The sequence below is a fragment of the Paenibacillus sophorae genome, assembly GCF_018966525.1.
Lineage (GTDB): Bacteria > Bacillota > Bacilli > Paenibacillales > Paenibacillaceae > Paenibacillus_AQ > Paenibacillus_AQ sophorae.
This window is the reverse complement of the sequence record NZ_CP076607.1, coordinates 299,638-316,650: the sequence shown is the minus strand read 5'-3', so window position 1 is coordinate 316,650 and position 17,013 is coordinate 299,638. Positions and strand designations below refer to the sequence as shown.

The 17,013-nt window shown below is 54.7% G+C and carries 13 protein-coding genes and 1 pseudogene; 9 read left to right on the top strand and 5 right to left on the bottom strand.

Going from position 1 to position 17,013, the window contains the following annotated elements; all coding sequences use genetic code 11:
- The first annotated feature begins 215 nt into the window (after positions 1–215).
- A complete protein-coding gene (locus KP014_RS01415; protein WP_090833830.1) occupies positions 216–725 on the top strand; it encodes a MarR family winged helix-turn-helix transcriptional regulator in 510 nt (169 codons plus the stop codon).
- A gap of 182 nt (positions 726–907) precedes the next feature.
- Here KP014_RS01415 and KP014_RS01410 read toward each other — a convergent pair whose 3' ends face one another.
- Positions 908–2,710 (bottom strand): LTA synthase family protein, encoded by a 1,803-nt coding sequence (locus KP014_RS01410; protein ID WP_051500451.1) that lies wholly within the window; start codon positions 2,708–2,710, stop codon positions 908–910.
- 331 nt (positions 2,711–3,041) lie between these two features.
- Here KP014_RS01410 and KP014_RS01405 point away from each other — a divergent pair, with 331 nt between their 5' ends.
- Positions 3,042–5,342, top strand: a complete 2,301-nt coding sequence (locus tag KP014_RS01405) for an ATP-dependent DNA helicase (RefSeq protein ID WP_036600793.1) — start codon at positions 3,042–3,044, stop codon at positions 5,340–5,342.
- Positions 5,343–5,495: 153 nt separating this feature from the next.
- The gene (locus KP014_RS01400; RefSeq protein ID WP_036600791.1) at positions 5,496–6,464 is read left to right on the top strand and encodes a Gfo/Idh/MocA family protein; all 969 of its coding nucleotides are present in this window, start codon (positions 5,496–5,498) and stop codon (positions 6,462–6,464) included.
- Between the two features lie 87 nt (positions 6,465–6,551).
- Here KP014_RS01400 and KP014_RS01395 read toward each other — a convergent pair whose 3' ends face one another.
- Both KP014_RS01395 and KP014_RS01390 read right to left on the bottom strand, forming a co-directional pair.
- Entirely contained in the window at positions 6,552–7,235 is a 684-nt protein-coding gene (locus KP014_RS01395) for a CidB/LrgB family autolysis modulator (protein ID WP_081949645.1), read from the bottom strand.
- Between the two features lie 10 nt (positions 7,236–7,245).
- Positions 7,246–7,602: pseudogene (locus tag KP014_RS01390) on the bottom strand (CidA/LrgA family protein); the annotation flags it as partial.
- A gap of 112 nt (positions 7,603–7,714) precedes the next feature.
- Here KP014_RS01390 and cidR point away from each other — a divergent pair.
- The 6 genes from cidR to KP014_RS01360 all read left to right on the top strand — a co-directional run bounded on the left by cidR (position 7,715) and on the right by KP014_RS01360 (position 15,749).
- Positions 7,715–8,602 carry a cidABC operon transcriptional activator CidR gene (cidR, locus tag KP014_RS01385; protein WP_036600789.1) on the top strand — a complete coding sequence of 296 codons (888 nt, stop codon included), beginning with the start codon at positions 7,715–7,717 and terminating at the stop codon, positions 8,600–8,602.
- A gap of 133 nt (positions 8,603–8,735) precedes the next feature.
- Positions 8,736–8,972, top strand: coding sequence for an aspartyl-phosphate phosphatase Spo0E family protein (locus tag KP014_RS01380; RefSeq protein WP_090833829.1), 237 nt, complete (start codon positions 8,736–8,738; stop codon positions 8,970–8,972).
- 270 nt (positions 8,973–9,242) lie between these two features.
- Positions 9,243–9,716, top strand: coding sequence for a MarR family winged helix-turn-helix transcriptional regulator (locus KP014_RS01375; protein ID WP_051500446.1), 474 nt, complete (start codon positions 9,243–9,245; stop codon positions 9,714–9,716).
- Positions 9,709–11,454: an ABC transporter ATP-binding protein gene (locus KP014_RS01370; RefSeq protein WP_090833828.1), complete on the top strand. Its 1,746-nt coding sequence runs from the start codon at positions 9,709–9,711 to the stop codon at positions 11,452–11,454. The genes KP014_RS01375 and KP014_RS01370 overlap by 8 nt, the downstream gene beginning before the upstream one ends.
- Positions 11,451–13,349: an ABC transporter ATP-binding protein gene (locus KP014_RS01365; protein WP_036588853.1), complete on the top strand. Its 1,899-nt coding sequence runs from the start codon at positions 11,451–11,453 to the stop codon at positions 13,347–13,349. Before KP014_RS01370 ends, KP014_RS01365 begins: the two co-directional genes overlap by 4 nt.
- Positions 13,350–13,532: 183 nt before the next feature.
- The gene (locus tag KP014_RS01360) at positions 13,533–15,749 is read left to right on the top strand and encodes an MMPL family transporter (protein ID WP_036588850.1); all 2,217 of its coding nucleotides are present in this window, start codon (positions 13,533–13,535) and stop codon (positions 15,747–15,749) included.
- Positions 15,750–15,900: 151 nt separating this feature from the next.
- On the opposite strand, the gene KP014_RS01355 is transcribed toward KP014_RS01360, so the two are convergent.
- Complete coding sequence (locus KP014_RS01355) at positions 15,901–16,212, bottom strand: antibiotic biosynthesis monooxygenase (RefSeq protein ID WP_036588848.1); 312 nt, start codon at positions 16,210–16,212, stop codon at positions 15,901–15,903.
- Positions 16,213–16,259: 47 nt separating this feature from the next.
- A complete protein-coding gene (locus KP014_RS01350) occupies positions 16,260–16,979 on the bottom strand; it encodes a 3-ketoacyl-ACP reductase (RefSeq protein WP_036588845.1) in 720 nt (239 codons plus the stop codon).
- Positions 16,980–17,013 lie beyond the last annotated feature (34 nt).

Genomic DNA, 17,013 nt, shown 5'->3' with positions numbered 1-17,013 from the left:
GTATTTATGGATTATACCAGATAGAGGTTTGATTGGCTGTACCTTATTCATTATGTTTTCCTCTTATCATAGTTTAACGGCTGCTCCTTCATGAAAATTTAGTGGAAATAACATACTTTTTCATAATGTTTATCAAGAACACTCGTTACTTTAGTCACGTAAGTAATTTGTACTAGAATCAGGCGTGCCATTGGCGCGTTAATTAAGTGGAAATAATGAGATGGAATCTTGTGTGGGAACTGGGCAAAATGATACGCTGGAACTATAACAATGAAACGGGAGCTGAAATGCAAATGTCGCGACAGATTGATCCGCTTGTTGAACAAATCGGACTATCCATGTGGAGGGTGCAGCGAAAAATAATCTCGGGGATCGGTCTGCAAGCGGAGCTTGGACTGACGTTTCCCCAGTTTATTTTGTTGAATATGATCGCTAACGAGGGAAGGGCCCGGGTGGTACGGCTTGCCGAACGGATGGAAGTGAAATCCAGTGCGGTTACGGTCATGCTTGACCGCATGGAAGGGGTAGGCCTGATCAGCCGGGAGCCGGACGAGAATGACCGTAGAGCCGTAGTGGTAACGCTCACTGACAAGGGGGAGGAGATTCGGACTGAAGGGCAGCGCCGCTCCCTGATCTCGCTGGATCAATATCTGTCGATTCTGACGCCTGAGGAGCTTCGGCATTTCGCCGAGTATTACGATATGCTGGAAAGGCAGGAGCGTTAAGCGCGTTGGCCTTTCTAGAAGCCGGAAAGGAACCGTAGTTTCCGTAGACGGCCAAAAACCATGCCCTGTAAGAGGAGCATGGTTTTTGGCGTCGATGCGGGACTAACGCTTATCTCTGAACGGCGGCTTCTTACGCAGTACGGCTGTGCAAAAAGCGCAGCCGGCTGATTAAGGAGTGCAGCCTATTCGGTTTTCTTCACGGGCAGCTGCGATACGTAGCTGTCAGAGAGCTGCAGCAGCCGAAGCGCCCGGTTGTATTCATCCTCCGTGGCGGCGGGTGGCTTACTGCTAAGCGCGATAGGATACTGGGTGTTGTCCTCGAAGCTGTTGCCGGGAATAAGCAGTCCGGAGCTGGCGATAAACGAGCCGGTAGGCAAATAATAACGCTCGGGCAGAAGGTTGTAGTTCTGATTAATGATATCCTGGCCGAAATGCAGATGATCCTTCAGTGATACGCCAAGCAGATTGGCGGCGGTCGGCATAATATCGATCTCTCCCCCGACCTGCTCCAGAGTCTGCGGCTGCGCGCTGCCAGCGCCGTGAATAATCAGCGGAATATTGGTCATATTCGCATACCCGTACTCATGGCCGTAAATCTCGGTCATCAGCTCTTTGTCGTCATGGTCCAGCGAGTAAATCGGCAGGCCCATATGATCACCATAGATCATAATCAAGCTGCTGTCCCAAAGGCCGGTCTCTTTTAGCTCCTGAACCAACTGGCCAAAAGCGTAATCAGCGTAGTTCTGCGCCCGAATATAGTCGCCGACAAAGGTGCCTTCATAACGCTCCGGCAGCTTCATCTTGTATTTCTCCGAGGGAATTGTAAACGGATGATGGGACGACATGGAAATGATCTGGGCGTAGAACGGCTGGCCGCTTGCGCTCATTTCCTTCAGCTTGGCAGTTGTTTTGCGGTACAGCATCTCATCGGAAGGCCCGAAGAAGAAGGTGTCCTCGTCGCCAAAGAATTGATGATCGTAATATTTGCCCCATCCGAGCGAGCTGTACAGCTCCCCGCGGTTCCAGAACTCTACATCATTCGTGTGGAAGGTGGCCGTCTGGTAGCCATTTTTCTCCATCAGCCGGGGCAGGCTCGGCAGAACTTTGTCGACGTACATTTGGGTGGCCGCGCCCCGGGGAGGGATGTAAAAGGACGTATTGACGACAAACTCCGCATCCGAGGTGTTGCCCTGGCCCACCATTTGATAGAAGTTGGGGAAATACAAGCTTTCCTTCATCACGGCATTTAGGTTCGGCGTGATCTCCTTGCCGTCGATTTTAAGTCCGATCAGGAAGTTCTGCAGCGATTCCATCTGCAGGATAATCAGGTTCTTGCCCTTGGCCGCGCCCTGAAGCTTCGGGTTTGCGGGAGCGCTGATTCCCTTGGCCGAATCGATGGATTCCTGTGTAATATCGCTGGCCCTCACAAGATCGATTTTTTCTTGAGCGAAGATGGTATAGGCCTCATAATTGAGGATGCCCATCTCCTGCGCTTTCTTGATTTCGTTCATGCTGGCTTTATTCGGCAGCACATTGAACAGACACAGCGCCAGCGATGCGGCGAACAGAGCCGAGAATTTCCGGCTGCCGCGTCCCCGGTTAATCTGCTCCTTTTTGTAAATCCGGCCGTTCCGATTAAAAAGAAAATAATATCCCAGTACGATGACATCGGCGAAAATAAGCAGATAATAAGGGTCCATCAGAGAAAATACGCTGTTGCGGACGGCGGTCACCTGATTGACCTGCTCGGCTGCATGATAGGTTACGATGACGCCGTAATATTTGAAATACATAATAGCCGCGAAAAAAATCGCCGTTACCAGCAGGTTAACCGTCATATAATAGCCAAGCTTACGCTTTGACGCGAAACGCTCGATAATGCAGAATAACGCCCAGGCAAAGGGAATCTCGGTAAGCAGCGACTTCCATGGCAGCAGATTATTGAAAATAACCGCCCAGGCCAAATAGCTCTTAAGAATAAACATGATGGTGAAAAAAATAAAAGGTTTATTCAACCACCGTTTAACGTTAATAAATGACACGGCACCGCCTTCTTTCTAGATGTTAAACGCCGTTTCCGCCTAAAGCGATACGGCATAAAAGACAATAAATCGCCATCGTAACAAAATCCATTATGCCGTTATGTAAACGGAATGTCAAAACTAGAAATAGTGCGCCAAAAGGTGCAAAGCGGCATGCTTTCAGGCGCTGTTCACTTTTTCAGCGAGGAATAGAGCTATAGAAGAAGAGAAGCGCGATAATCAAAGAAAATCGTAGCGGAAACAGCCGGAAAGTTGTGGAAAGGAGGGACTTGCCTTGACTTCCGTCGTAACGATTTCAGTAAGAACGCTTGTAGAGTATGTGTACCGCAGCGGTAGCCTTGAATCGGGCTTTCGCAGCGCCGCTTCCTTGGCGGAGGGGACGCGCATACACCAGCAGATTCAGCAGCAGTATAAAGAAGTCGACCGCAAGGAAGTGTACCTCAGCGCGGAAATTCCCTGCGATGACCTGATTATCGCCGTCTTCGGACGCTGCGACGGACTGCTGCTGTCTGAGGACGGGAGCCTTACCGTCGAGGAAATCAAGTCGACCGGAGCGCCGGAGTTGCCGGAGGAGGGCCGTGAGGTGCACTGGGCTCAGGCTTTAATGTATGCACATATGATTATATTGGAACAGGATATTCCTTGTATCACGGTTAGGCTTACATACGTGCACAGCAGGGCGGGGGAGCAGCGGAGCTTCGAGCGGCTCGTGTCCGCCGGCGAGGCAGCGGCTTTTGCGGGCGCTACGGCGGCGGCGTATGCACCCTATGCGGCTCTGCTGCTCCACCATGGGGAGCGCAGGACCGAAAGCATCCGCAGGCTAGAGTTTCCGTTCCCGGCCTACCGGGAAGGACAGCGGCGTTTGGCCGGCGCTGTCTATAAGTCCATCGCGGACGGTGTGAATCTGTTCGCTCAGGCTCCGACGGGCATCGGAAAGACGATGTCCACCCTTTTTCCGGCGGTCAAGGCGATGGGAGAGGGACTGCTGCGCGGTCTGTTTTATTTGACAGCCAAGACCGTTACGCGGGTGGCCGCGCAAGATGCCTTTGCCCTGATGTCCTCCTGCGGCCTTCATCTGCATGTGGTCACGATCACGGCCAAAGAAAAGGCCTGTTTCCGGGAGGAGGGGCTCTGCGGGGCTGACTATTGCCCTTTTGCCGATGGGTACTATGACCGGATCAACGGCGCGCTGATGGATATGCTGCGGAGCGAAACGCTGATGGACCGCCATGTTCTGGAAAAATACGCCCGCAAGCATACGGTATGCCCGTTCGAGCTGTCGCTGGACGCGGCGTATGCAAGCGACGCTGTAATCTGCGATTACAATTATATTTTCGATCCCCGCATCGGCCTGAAGCGGCTAGCGGAGGAGCGGAAGAAGGATACGGCGCTGCTTGTCGACGAAGCGCATAATCTGGTCGACCGCGGCCGGGAGATGTTCTCGGCGGGTTTGCGTAAAGCGCCGTTCCTGGCGCTGAAGCGTCGTTATAAGGGACAGAACCGCGCGCTCAGCGCTGCAGCGGGGGGCGTAAACGCCTTGTTCATCGCTCTGCGCAAAGAGTGCGAACAGAGTGGTTCGGGCAAATGGAGCGTTTATCCCGGGGAACTGCCGGGCCTGCTGGAAGCGTTCGTGCAGGAGGCGGAGCGTGAACTGCTCGGCCCTGCCCCGGCGCTGCTCCCGGAAGGGGATCAGGAGGACGGGCTGCTTGACGCCTACTATGACGCCCAGGCGATGCTGCGCGCCTGCAAGATGTATGACGAGCGCTACATCACTTATGCGGAAACGGAAAAAGGAGATGTCTTCCTGAAGCTGTTCAATCTGGACCCGTCGCATTTGCTGACGCAGTCCTCCAAGGTCTTCCGCAGCCGGATTTTCTTCTCGGCGACGCTGTCGCCCCTCCATTATTACCGGGAAATGCTCGGCGCGGGCGAGGACGATTACAGCCTCACGATTCCTTCTCCCTTCCGTAAAGAGCAGTGGGAGGTCGGCGTACTGCCGGTGTCGACGCGGTTTCGCGACCGGGACGATTCGCTTAGGCCGCTCTCGGAGGCGCTGGCGGCGATGGTTGCCCGGAAAGGGAACTATCTGGTCTTTTTTCCGTCTTACCAGTATTTGCAGAAAGTATACGATGCCTTTGCCGCCATATTGCCCGGGATCAGGACGCTGGTGCAGGGAAGCGGAATGAGCGAAGAGGAACGGGAGAGGTTTCTTGGAGCTTTTCGCCTTGGCAACGAGGAGACGCTGCTGGGATTTGCCGTGCTGGGCGGGATTTTCTCGGAAGGGGTCGATTTGCCGGGAGACCGGCTCGGCGGTGTGATGGTTGTCGGCGTCGGACTGCCCCAGCTTGGACTGGAGCGCAACCTGCTAAGGGAATATTTCGGCGCTCAGGGCAAGAACGGATTTGATTACGCCTACGTGTATCCGGGTATGTGTAAGGTGCTGCAGGCAGGAGGGCGCCTCATTCGCAGTGAAGGCGATACCGGTGTGATCCTGCTGGCCGACGACCGCTTTTTGCAGCCACCGTATGTATGGCTATTGCCGGAGGAATGGAGAGACTACCGGGTACTTGGATAACGCAGTATAATCTTCACAAGAAGAAACGCCTGACGGCGCCCCAGAGGACACAAGTGCGTTTCTCGTAGAAATATAAGGCCAGTGATAAGCGTGAAACCTATAAATTCTTATATTTTGAAAAATGATGATTACGGGAAACGGAGGGATGTGGAAATGACGCTTAACATCGGTATGGTGGGGACGGGGTGGTTCGCCAAGGTGCATGCCGACTTGCTGGTTGGTATGAAGGAAGTCAAGCTTCTGGCGGTCTGCGGTACCGGCAAAGACAAGGCTGAGGAGATGGCGCGGCACTACGCCGCCAAGGGATACGGGGATGTTGCGGAAATGCTGGACGCCCATAAGCTGGACGCCGTCTACATCTGTGTGCCGCCCGGGGTGCATGGCGCGATTGAGCGGACGCTGATTCGAAGAGGCATTCCTTTTTTCGTCGAGAAGCCCCTTGGGGTCAGCACGGAAATTCCGGCCAGTCTTCTGCAGGATATCGAGGAGAGCGGACTCCTGACCTCCGTAGGCTATCATTTCCGTTATCAGGAGAACGTCAAGCGGCTACAAGAACTGCTGAAGGGCGATAAAATCGGGATGGTCGTAGGGCAGTGGATGGGCAGTATGCCGGAAGCGGCGTGGTGGCGCGACCAGGAGCGGTCCGGCGGACAATTCATCGAGCAGACGACGCATATTGTGGATCTGCTGCGCTACCTGGCGGGTGATGTAACCGAGGTGTATGCGATGTTCGGCAGCCGGGTTATGCACGAGAAACGGAGCGGCGTCAGCGTAGCAGATGTGGGCACGGTATCGCTGAAGCTCGCGAGCGGCATTGTGGCGAGTATCTCCAATACATGCGTCCTTCCCGGTGAGGTGGGCAAGGTCGGTCTCAGCTTCTACAATGACCGCGGGCTGCTTGACTGGAATCCGCAGCGTCTGCTGGAGGTACGGGACGGGAACAGCACCGAATACGCCAGCAGCGGCAATCCCTACGTGTCGGAGAGCGAGGCGTTCCTCCATGCCGTCCGCACCGGCGACCGCAGCGGGATACTCAGCGACTACGCGGATGCCTACAAGACGCTTAAGGTCACCTGCGCGGCTTTGGAGTCGGCCCGCAAGGAAGTGCCGGTGAAGCTGTAAGTCTCCTCAAAGAGCGGTGGCAAAAAAAAGACACTCCGCTTTAAGCTATTGCTTGAAGCGTGTGTCTGCGGCCCAAGCCGGGGCGGCCTAGCGGAGGAAGACCGCGAGTAGAGCCGGCGTTACGCTGAGCGTAAACAGCGCGGTCAGGATCATCGCGATACTGGAAATGGTTCCGGTCAGCGAACTCAGCTCGAAGGCTTTGGAAGTGCCCATACCGTGCGCGGCGGTTCCCAGCGATACTCCGCGCGCAACTTCATTGTCAATGCGGAAGAGGCGAAGGACCGTCGGTCCCATCAGCGTGCCAAGTACGCCGGTCATAATGACGAATACGGCCGTAATGCTTGGTATGCCCCCAATGCTCTGCGAGATGTTCATGGCGATCGGCGTAGTTACCGACCGGGGCACCAGGCTTGTTGCCAGATTGCTGCTGAGGTGCAGCCAATTGGCCAGGAGAACGGAGGATATAACCGCCATTACCGTACCTGACAGCACGCCTGCTGCAATCTCGGCGGCGTGCTTTTTGAGCACCTTGAAGTTCTTATGCAAAGGGATGGCAAAGGCGACGGTTGCCGGCTGAAGCAGGTCGGTGAGCCATTTGCCTCCCGCATTGTAGGAATCAAAGGATACGCCCGTCATCAGCAGGAAGCTGATAATTAGCAGCGGCGTAATGATCAGCGGTGACAAGTACATTTTCGTCTTGGCCGCGTAAATCCGTTTGGATATCAGATAAACTCCTAGAGTCAGAACCAGAAACAGAAGTCCGGTCAGCATGATGTCTTCCCTCCTTGGCTTTGAAGATAAGGGCTGTGAGTAGTCCCGAACTGGTCATAACGATAAAAGTGCCGGCCAGTATAATCGCCAGTAAGCTGAGACCGTCTGTCTCAAGCAATGATGTGTATTTCATAACACCGATAGCGGAGGGAACGAAGAACAGCAGCAGCTCGGCCAGCAGCCAGGATGCCCCGGCTTCCACCCAGCTTAGCCGGATGACACCGGTTTCCAGCAGGATGAACAACATCACCATGCCGATAATGCTTCCGGGAATCGGAAGATGTAACCAAGAGCTAAGTTCGCTCATTAATAGGGAGAATACGGTCAGCGCACCTACTTGCAGCATTCCAATCATTAGTTTTCTCATAAGGCCCGCCCCTTTCAAGCTATATTGAAATTTTACAACAATTATTTACATAGGTAAAATGAATATATCGAATGGATGATATTCATTTTGTCTATATAGGAGGATTGACTCTTTGGACATTAGGCAGTTGCAGTATTTTGTGGAGGCGGCTCGTCTGAACAGCTTCTCCAAGGCGGCCAAATCATTATATATAACCCAGCCCACTGTCAGCAAGATGATCCGGCAGATTGAGGAGGAACTCGGAGCGGATTTGTTCTACCGGGAGGGCAAGAGCATTAAGCTGACCGACGCGGGCGAGATTCTGCTCGCCAAAGCGCAGAATATCGTTGAATCCTTCCACAGTCTCTCCTCCGAGCTGGACAGCCTGCGCAGCCTGAAGCAGGGCCATATCCGCATCGGCCTGCCGCCCATGGTGGGGGCCAACTTCTTTCCGGCGGTGATCGGCCGATTTCACCATAAATATCCGGACGTCACGATCCGGCTGTACGAGGACGGGGCGAAAAAAGTGGAAAATGATGTGGAGACCGGCGTGCTCGATATCGGAGTCGTTGTTCTTCCTGTCAGCGAAGACAAATTTCATATTTTCTCTTTTGCCGAAGAAAGATTGGAGCTGCTGGTCCCTTTCGGACACCGGCTGGCAGGGCGAAGCTCGGTTCCCCTGGTAGAGCTGAAGGATGAGGAGTTCGTGCTGTTCCGCGAGGACTTCGCCCTGCATGACCGCGTGATCGCCGAATGCGTCAAATCGGGGTTCCAGCCCATGGTTGTATACGAGAGTGCCCAGTGGGATCTGATCGCCCAGATGGTGGCCGCCGGGCTGGGCATCGCGCTGCTGCCGCAGACGATCTGCCGCGACATGGACCGTTCGCGTATCTCCGTAATCACAATGACCGAGCCGGCCATCCCGTGGCAGCTTGGTATGATCTGGCGAAGAGACCGTTACCTGTCTTTTGCCGCCCGCGAGTGGATCGCCTTTGCTCGTGGCCTGCTTAAGGAGAGGTAACGGCGCTGGACGGATAAGCGGTTATCATGAAAAAGTTGGATCATCGACATATTTTTCTTTTTTTGCAAAATATATTTTTTTGGCATCATGAATTATAATAGAGTTTAGTAGGTAATAGAGAGAAGGTGACGCAGTGCTGAGAGAATACAGGGAAGAAGAATTGTCTATAACTATAGAGAGTCTCAGATGCGAGCTGCTGGAGGTTGCCCAGGAGCGAAGTCTCAGCGATCGTACCGTTGTTGAGCTAAGCGAACGCCTCGACAGTTATATCTTGCTTGCGCAGAACAAAATGATGGAGAATCTTCGCACCCGCAAGAGCAGCAGCCGCCATAGGAGTGATGGCTCCAATTCGAGGAGAACGATGAATTAGCCCCTTCAATACCAATAATCCAAAGACCTTTTCGCCAGAATGGCGGGAGGGTCTTTTTTACGAGCGCTTCCTTAAATAAACACTTAGCTCTTGATATGTCAAGTCGTAATGATGATAGCGATTTCAAAGTTTGACAACGGAAAGAGGCGAAAATATAATTAGTATGCCTAAATAATAAACTATATAATTATTAGATGTACTAATTAAATTGAGCGGCAAGACACCGGATATGGAGGGACAACAATTGGGATAGAAGACGATAACAACGAAGTGCCTCACAAGCTGCTGTTCGCTTTACAGCAGTTGCATAAGGCGCATTGGAGGCATGCAGCGGAAGGCAATAAACCCAGTGAGACTACATTAATGATGTGTATCGCGAGAAATACCCATTTTGGAAAGCAGGGGCTGAAGGTATCGGAAATTAGCCGTTTGCTTGGGCTGACACCACCTACAGTCACCCAACTCATCAACAGCCTCGAAGTCAAGGAAATGGTACTCAGGCAGGCAGACCCGGAGGACCGGAGAGTGGTGCGCGTCAATTTGACCGAACGGGGCTGCGAGGTTGCGAAAAAGGCGAAAAAGCATAGGGACGCGACCTTAAGCAAGCTCGTGGATTATCTGGGCGAAGAAGACAGCAACCGGCTGGCGGATCTTCTTATAAAAGTTCACACCTTCCTCCAGGAGCAGGATCATACGCTTGACCTTGAACGGTTATCAACGAACGGAGATGAGAACAATGATTAAGCTATTCAAACAATTAAAGCCTTTTTCGCTGCCGATTGCCGTAATTCTTCTGCTTGTATTTTTGCAGTCGATGGGCGATCTGTACCTCCCTACCTTGATGTCCGACATCGTAGATAAAGGGATTGTGCAGCAGGACCGGGCTCTAATCTGGAAAATCGGCGGATTTATGCTGCTGGTGGCAGGCAGCGGTGCGCTCTGTTCCGTCATTGCCAGCTTTCTGTCGGCCAAAGTAGCCATGGGCTTTGGGCGCAACACGCGTTCGCGGGTGTTCAGTCATGTGGAGAACTTTACGCTGACCGAATTTGACAAGCTGGGCACTGCCTCCCTCATTACGCGGACAACGAACGACATTACCCAGGTACAGACGGTGCTGATGATGATGCTGCGGATGATGGTCGGCGCTCCGATGATGATGATCGGCGGCATTATTATGGCGGTGTCTGAAAATGCCAAGCTTTCGCTCGTTTTTGCCGTCGTCATACCGGTGCTCGTTCTGGCGATTTCTTACGTGGGCATTAAGGGGTTGCCGCTCTTCAAGGCGAACCAGCTCAAGCTGGATAAGCTGAATCTGGTGCTGCGCGAGCATCTGGTCGGCATTCGCGTCATCCGCTCCTTCAACCGGATTCAGCATGAGCAGAAGCGTTTCAGCGCGGCCAATAGAGACTTAACGGATACGGCTATCAAGGTCAACAAGATCATGGCTCTGCTTATGCCGATGATGATGTTCGTCATGAACTTTTCTATGATCGGCATTCTCTACTTCGGCGGCATCCGGATTAATAACGGCGAACTTCAGGTCGGCTCGCTTATGGCGTTCATTCAATATGCTATGCAGATCATGTTCTCCCTTATTATGGTTTCCATGATGTTCGTGCTCATTCCGCGCGCTTCGGCTTCCGCCATTCGCATCAATGAAGTGCTTGATATGGTGCCGGAAATCACCGATCCCGAAGTCAAGACCTCCCTTGCGGATCAGCCGCCCCAACCGGCTCTTCGCGGCTTCGTGGAATTCAAGAACGTTTCGTTCTCCTACCCGGGAGCGGAGCAGTCGGCCTTATCGGATATCAGCTTCAGCGCACGACCGGGAGAGGTGACGGCGATCATTGGCGGGACGGGCTCCGGCAAATCGACTTTGCTCAGCCTTATTCCCCGCTTCTATGATGTGGTTGAAGGCGAAGTGCTTGTGGACGGGGACGATGTCCGGCAGCTGACCCAGGAAGAGCTTCGCGCCAAGATCGGCTATGTGCCGCAGAAGGCAGTGCTGTTCACCGGCACCGTGAACGACAATATCAGGTACGGCATGAAAGACGCTACGGATGAAGAGATCCGGCATGCGGCAGAAGTCGCACAGGCTATGGATTTTGTATCCGAAATGAAAGACGGCTTTGACTCGGAAATCGCCCAGGGGGGCGGCAACGTCTCCGGCGGACAGAAGCAGCGGCTCTCCATCGCTCGGGCGCTCGTGCGAAAGCCGGAAATCTATTTGTTCGACGACAGCTTCTCCGCGCTCGACTTCAAGACCGACGCCAAGCTGCGGGCCGCCCTCAAAGGGGAGACGCTTGAATCGACCGTGCTGATCGTCGCCCAGCGGGTCAGTACCGTTATGGATGCGGACCGGATTATCGTGCTGGAAGAAGGCAGAATTGCCGGTATCGGCAGCCACAGCGAACTGCTTGCAAGCAGCGATGTCTATCGTGAAATCGTGTCTTCGCAGCTGTCAGAGGAGGAAATCGCATGAGTGACAACAATCAGGAGTACAAGCGTCCCGCGCAGCCGCCGGCACGGAGAGGACCAGGCGGGTTCGGAGGAGGCGGCATGATGCTGCCCCCGGAAAAAGCCAAGGATTTCAAAAAAACGCTGCGGCGTCTGGTCGGGTATTTGCGTCCGATGCAAATCCAATTGCTGACCGTATTGATTACGGCTATCCTGAGTACGGTATTCAGCATCTTAAGCCCGAAGCTTATGGGCAAGGCGACAACGAAGCTGTTCGAAGGTGTCTTTAGCAGAATGAAGGGCGTGCCGGGAGCGGCTATCGATTTTGGCTATATTAATGAAATTTTGCTTATCCTGGCCGGTTTGTATCTGCTGAGCGCTCTCTTCAGCTACGTGCAGCAGTATGTTATGGCCGGCGTGGCGCAGAGTGTCGTATTCAACATGCGCGAAGAGATCAACAGCAAGCTGGAACGGCTGCCGCTGAAATATTTCGATTCCCGGACGCATGGGGAAATCTTAAGCCGCGCAACCAACGACGTCGACAATATCAGCACGACGCTGCAGCAGAGCTTGACCCAGCTTATAACATCGATCATTACGATTATCGGGGTCATTATTATGATGCTGACGATCAGCCCATGGCTGACGCTCATCACGATCATTACGCTGCCGCTCAGCTTTGTCGTGATTATGGGCATCACCAAGCGTTCCCAAACGTATTTCGTCGGCCAGCAGAAATCGCTCGGCCAGCTGAATGGCCATGTCGAGGAGATGTATACGGGCCACCGGATCGTCAAGGCGTTCGGACGGGAGCGGGAGTCGCTCAAGGATTTCGACCGGATCAACGAGCAGCTCTACGATTCCGGTTGGCGGGCACAGTTTATGTCCGGCATCATTATGCCGCTGATGATGTTCATCGGCAACCTGGGCTATGTGCTGGTCTGCGTGGTCGGCGGGATTTTTGTCACCAAGAAAATGATCGAGGTCGGCGACATCCAGGCGTTCATCCAGTATTCGCGCCAGTTCATGATGCCGATTACCCAAACGGCCAATATCGCTAATATTATTCAGTCCACCATCGCTTCCGCCGAACGCGTATTCGAGCTGCTGGACGAGGAAGAGGAGGTGGCGGAAGCCTCAGCAGCCTTGGCCGGAAAGACCGGCCCTGAGGAGGGAGCGGTTGAGTTCCGCCATGTGAAGTTCGGATACAAGGAAGATGCCATACTGATCGAAGATATGAACATTAAGGTCAGACCGGGACAGACCATCGCGATTGTAGGGCCGACCGGAGCGGGCAAGACCACGCTGATAAACCTGCTGATGCGGTTCTACGAGCTGGGCGGCGGCCAGATTCTGATCGACGGTGTGGATATTACCGATATGAAGCGCAGCGAGCTCCGCGCCCGGTTCGGCATGGTGCTGCAGGATACCTGGCTCTTTAACGGCACGATCCGCGACAATATCGCATACGGGCGCGAAGGTGCAACCGAAGCGGATGTTGTGCGGGCGGCCAAAGCCGCGCATGCCGACCACTTCATCCGTACGCTGCCGATGGGCTATGACACCGTTCTAAATGAAGAGGCTTCCAATATTTCACAGGGTCAAAAACAGCTGCTGACCATCGCCCGCGCCATTCTGGCGGACCCGTCGATACTGATTCTGGACGAAGCCACAAGCAGCGTCGACACCCGGACGGAAGTACAGATTCAAACGGCGATGAACACGCTGATGCGGGGCAGAACCAGCTTTGTTATTGCCCACCGTCTATCAACCATCCGCGATGCGGATTTGATTCTCGTGATGAATCACGGCACCGTCATCGAGCAGGGCTCTCACGAACAGCTGCTGGCACAGGGCGGATTCTACGCCGATCTGTATAACAGCCAGTTCTCGGACGGGGAGCTTTCGGATGCCGGCTAAACGGGCTTCTTACAGCCTTGCTCAAACCTAATAAAAGAACGCCTCTCTGGCGCATGGCCAACCGGCTGCTGTGAACAGAGGGGCGTTATTCATGAGTCAATGCTCTGGCTAGCCGGATACGCGTAAATGATATAACCTGCGGTTCAAGCTGGGGCTAATTGGAAATTAAGAGGGAGGAAATATATGGAAGGTTATGGGAAATGGGTATCTGGCCGAATTGGAAGATGGGTGACGCTGGCCGTATGGATTCTTGCTGTCGGCGTACTCAGCGCGGCATGGCCCGGCGTCAATTCGCAGGTTGTGAACAACGCCGCCAATTTGCCGCTGGATGCCGGATCGGTGCAGGCTGAAAAGCTGGCGCAGCAAGAGTTTCCGTCCGGCGGCGGCATTCCGGCGCTGCTGGTGTGGCATCGCCAAGGCGGAATAAGCGCCGAAGATCTTGTACATATCGGCGCGGTGTACACCGCGCTGGAAAAGAAGCCGCTGCCGCATCTTCTCTCTGTTCCTCCGCTGGGCCAGCTGCCTCCCGCAGCGCTTCAGGCCCAGCTCTCCAAAGACGGCAGCACGCTCGTGACGCCGCTAATCTTCGACAAGGCGGCGGACAGCGACCAGCTTGGGGATAGTGTGGCGCAGCTGAAGGAAGCGGTGAAGGCAGAGACCGGCCGCGATCTTTCCGCCGCTGACCTTGCCAGCGGCGACCTAACGCTCCGTGTGTCCGGGCCGGTAGGCATCTCCATCGACGCCGTCGGTTTATTCAAGGACGCCGACGTCTCTCTGCTGATTGCCACGGTTATTCTTGTGCTCGTCTTCTTGCTGCTCATTTACCGTTCGCCGCTGCTGGCGCTGATTCCGCTTGTCGCGGTTGGATTCGCATACGGCGCGGCCAGTCCGCTGCTTGGCAAGCTGGCGCAGGAGGGCATCATCATCGTTGATTCGCAGGCGGTATCGATTATGACCGTGCTGCTGTTCGGAGCAGGCACGGATTACTGCCTGTTCCTGATTGCCCGGTTCCGGCAGCTGCTTAAAGAGGAGCGGAGTCCGGGCCGGGCGCTGCTTCAAGCCATCACAGGCACCTCCGGAGCGATTGCGATGAGCGGCTTTACCGTCGTTCTGGCGCTGCTGGCGCTGCTGCTAGCCAAGTTCGGAGCTTATCACCGCTTCGCGGTTCCCTTCAGCCTATCGATTCTCATCATGGCTCTGGCCAGCCTGACGCTGGTTCCGGCGCTGCTGGCGATCTTCGGCAGAGGCTCTTTCTATCCGTTCATTCCGCGCACAGCGGAGATGGAGAAAGAGCGGGCTGCCGCCAAAGGCAAGCCGGATCCCCGGCAAAAGATTTCGCGGAAAGGAAAGATCGGCAGACTTGTCGTTACACGGCCTTGGGCGGTGGTGGGCGCCGCCCTTATCGGCCTTGGGGTGTTGGCTTCCTCCTCGGGCGGAATCCGGTTCACGTATGACCTGCTGTCTTCGTTTCCGAAGGACATGGAATCGCGTCAGGGCTTCGATCTGATCGGCAGCCAGTTCACACCCGGCGGGCTTGCGCCGGTCACTCTCATGGCCGATACGGAGGGCAAGGCCGCTGCCGCCGATATGAAATCCGTGCTGTCTTCTCTTTCCTATGTGGATTCGGTGTCCGACCCGCAGTCGGGGGCGGTAAACGGGAATATCAAGTCCTATGAGATTCAATTCAAGGTCAATCCGTATTCACGGGCGGCGATGGACTATATTCCCGCGCTGCGGGCAACAGTGGAGCAGGCGCTTGATGACGCTGGGGTGACTGGCCCCGGGAACAAGGTCTGGATCGGCGGACAGACGGCGGAGCAGTACGATAACCGGAAAGTCGGGAACAGGGACATGGATTTGATTATCCCGGTCGTTATCGGTATGATCGCGCTGCTGCTGCTTCTGTATTTAAGATCCGTAACGGCTATGCTCTATCTGGTGGCGACGGTCATCCTGTCCTTCTTTTCCGCGCTTGGCCTTGGCTGGCTGATTCTGCATGATCTGCTTGGCGTGGATGCCATTCAGGGAGCGATTCCGCTGTATTCCTTTGTATTTCTGGTGGCGCTGGGCGAGGATTACAACATCTTCATGATTTCGAACATCTGGAAAAAAAGCAGAACCATGCCGCTAAAGCAGGCTGTTTCGGAGGGTGTAAGCGAGACGGGCGCGGTCATCACCTCGGCCGGTCTGATTCTGGCGGGCACCTTCGCCGTTCTGGCGACGCTGCCGATCCAGGTACTGGTGCAGTTCGGCGTCATTACGGCGCTCGGCGTGCTGCTCGATACGTTCGTGGTGCGTCCGTTCCTGGTTCCGGCAATTACTGTCCTCCTGGGCCAGCTGTCGTTCTGGCCGGGAAGCTGTCCTAAGATCCCGGAAACGCAATCCGGCGGTGACGATTAATCGCGGCGTTCATCCGGGAATGCATGCCTCTTGGTGTGCAAGCCTCTCGGTAAAGCGGCCATATAGTAAAAAGAGCGCAGAAACGCCCATCCCTGTTTAGGGAAAGCGTTTCTGCGCTTGTTTGTTTCTGCCGGGCCTTAGCCGCCCCGGTTTACTGGCCGGGAGTACGGCTGAAAAGCAGGTCGTATTTATCGAGCGAAGCACCGAGAATAGACTCGTTGCCGCCTGCTCCCCGGTGGGACTGTCGGAAGGCTTCGCTGGACGTCCAGCCTTTGAATGCCTCCTCGTTCTCCCACACCGTACAGATTTTCAGTTCTTCCACGCCCTCTTTGGCGCTGCCATGCCATACCTCCATACGTACAAAGCCCGGCATATCCTGCACGCCGCCTGCGCCGGCGAACCTCTGGGCCAACGCCGTTCCGGCGCCTTCCTTGACCTTAATCGTATTTGTGACTACGAGCATAGCTTCAAACCTCCCGCTAAGAATGGATGAAGGGCTAGGGCAAGAGCTTATTGCGGATTTGTCGTCCAGATGCCCGCCGTCTTGATGAATACGCGGTCCGGCAGCTTCAGCGCCGTCAGCGCGAGCTCGGCGACATCTTCAGGCTGCATCATCCGGTCTTCGTCGCCGATCGGCAGGCCCGCATTTACAGCTAGCGGGGTATTAACCGTGCTCGGCGTCAGAGCAGTAACTCGGATATTGAACTTGCGCACCTCCTGGAAGAGCGCCTCGGTCATGCCCATCAGCGCGAATTTGGACGCGCAGTAGGCGGAGCCGGTGGCAAAGCCGCGCTCTCCGGCCGTTGACGAGACATTAATGATGCTGCCAGCTTTATTCTCGATCATGGAAGGCAGCGCGGCGCGGGTAACGTAGTAGACGCCGAACAGGTTGATGTCGATGTGGCGTTTCCACTCTTCGGGGTCCATATCTACCAGAGTGCCGAAATTGGCAACGCCGGCGTTGTTGATCAGGACGTCAAACGTGCCAAGATCGTTCTGAATTGCGGCAACCGCGCGCTCTGCTTCTTCACGGACCGATACATCGGCTACGGCAATACTTACCTTCACATCATATACTTCGGTGATGGCGGCTTTTAGAGCCTCCAAATCGGCGGCGGTCCGGGAGATCAGTCCCAGATTGGCGCCTTCCTTGGCGAGCGCCAGGGCCAGGGCTTTGCCGATGCCTTTGCCGGCGCCGGTAATGACTGCGGTTTTTCCTCTAAGTTCCATTTGTCTGCTTCCGCTCCTTTAACTAATAAGTTTC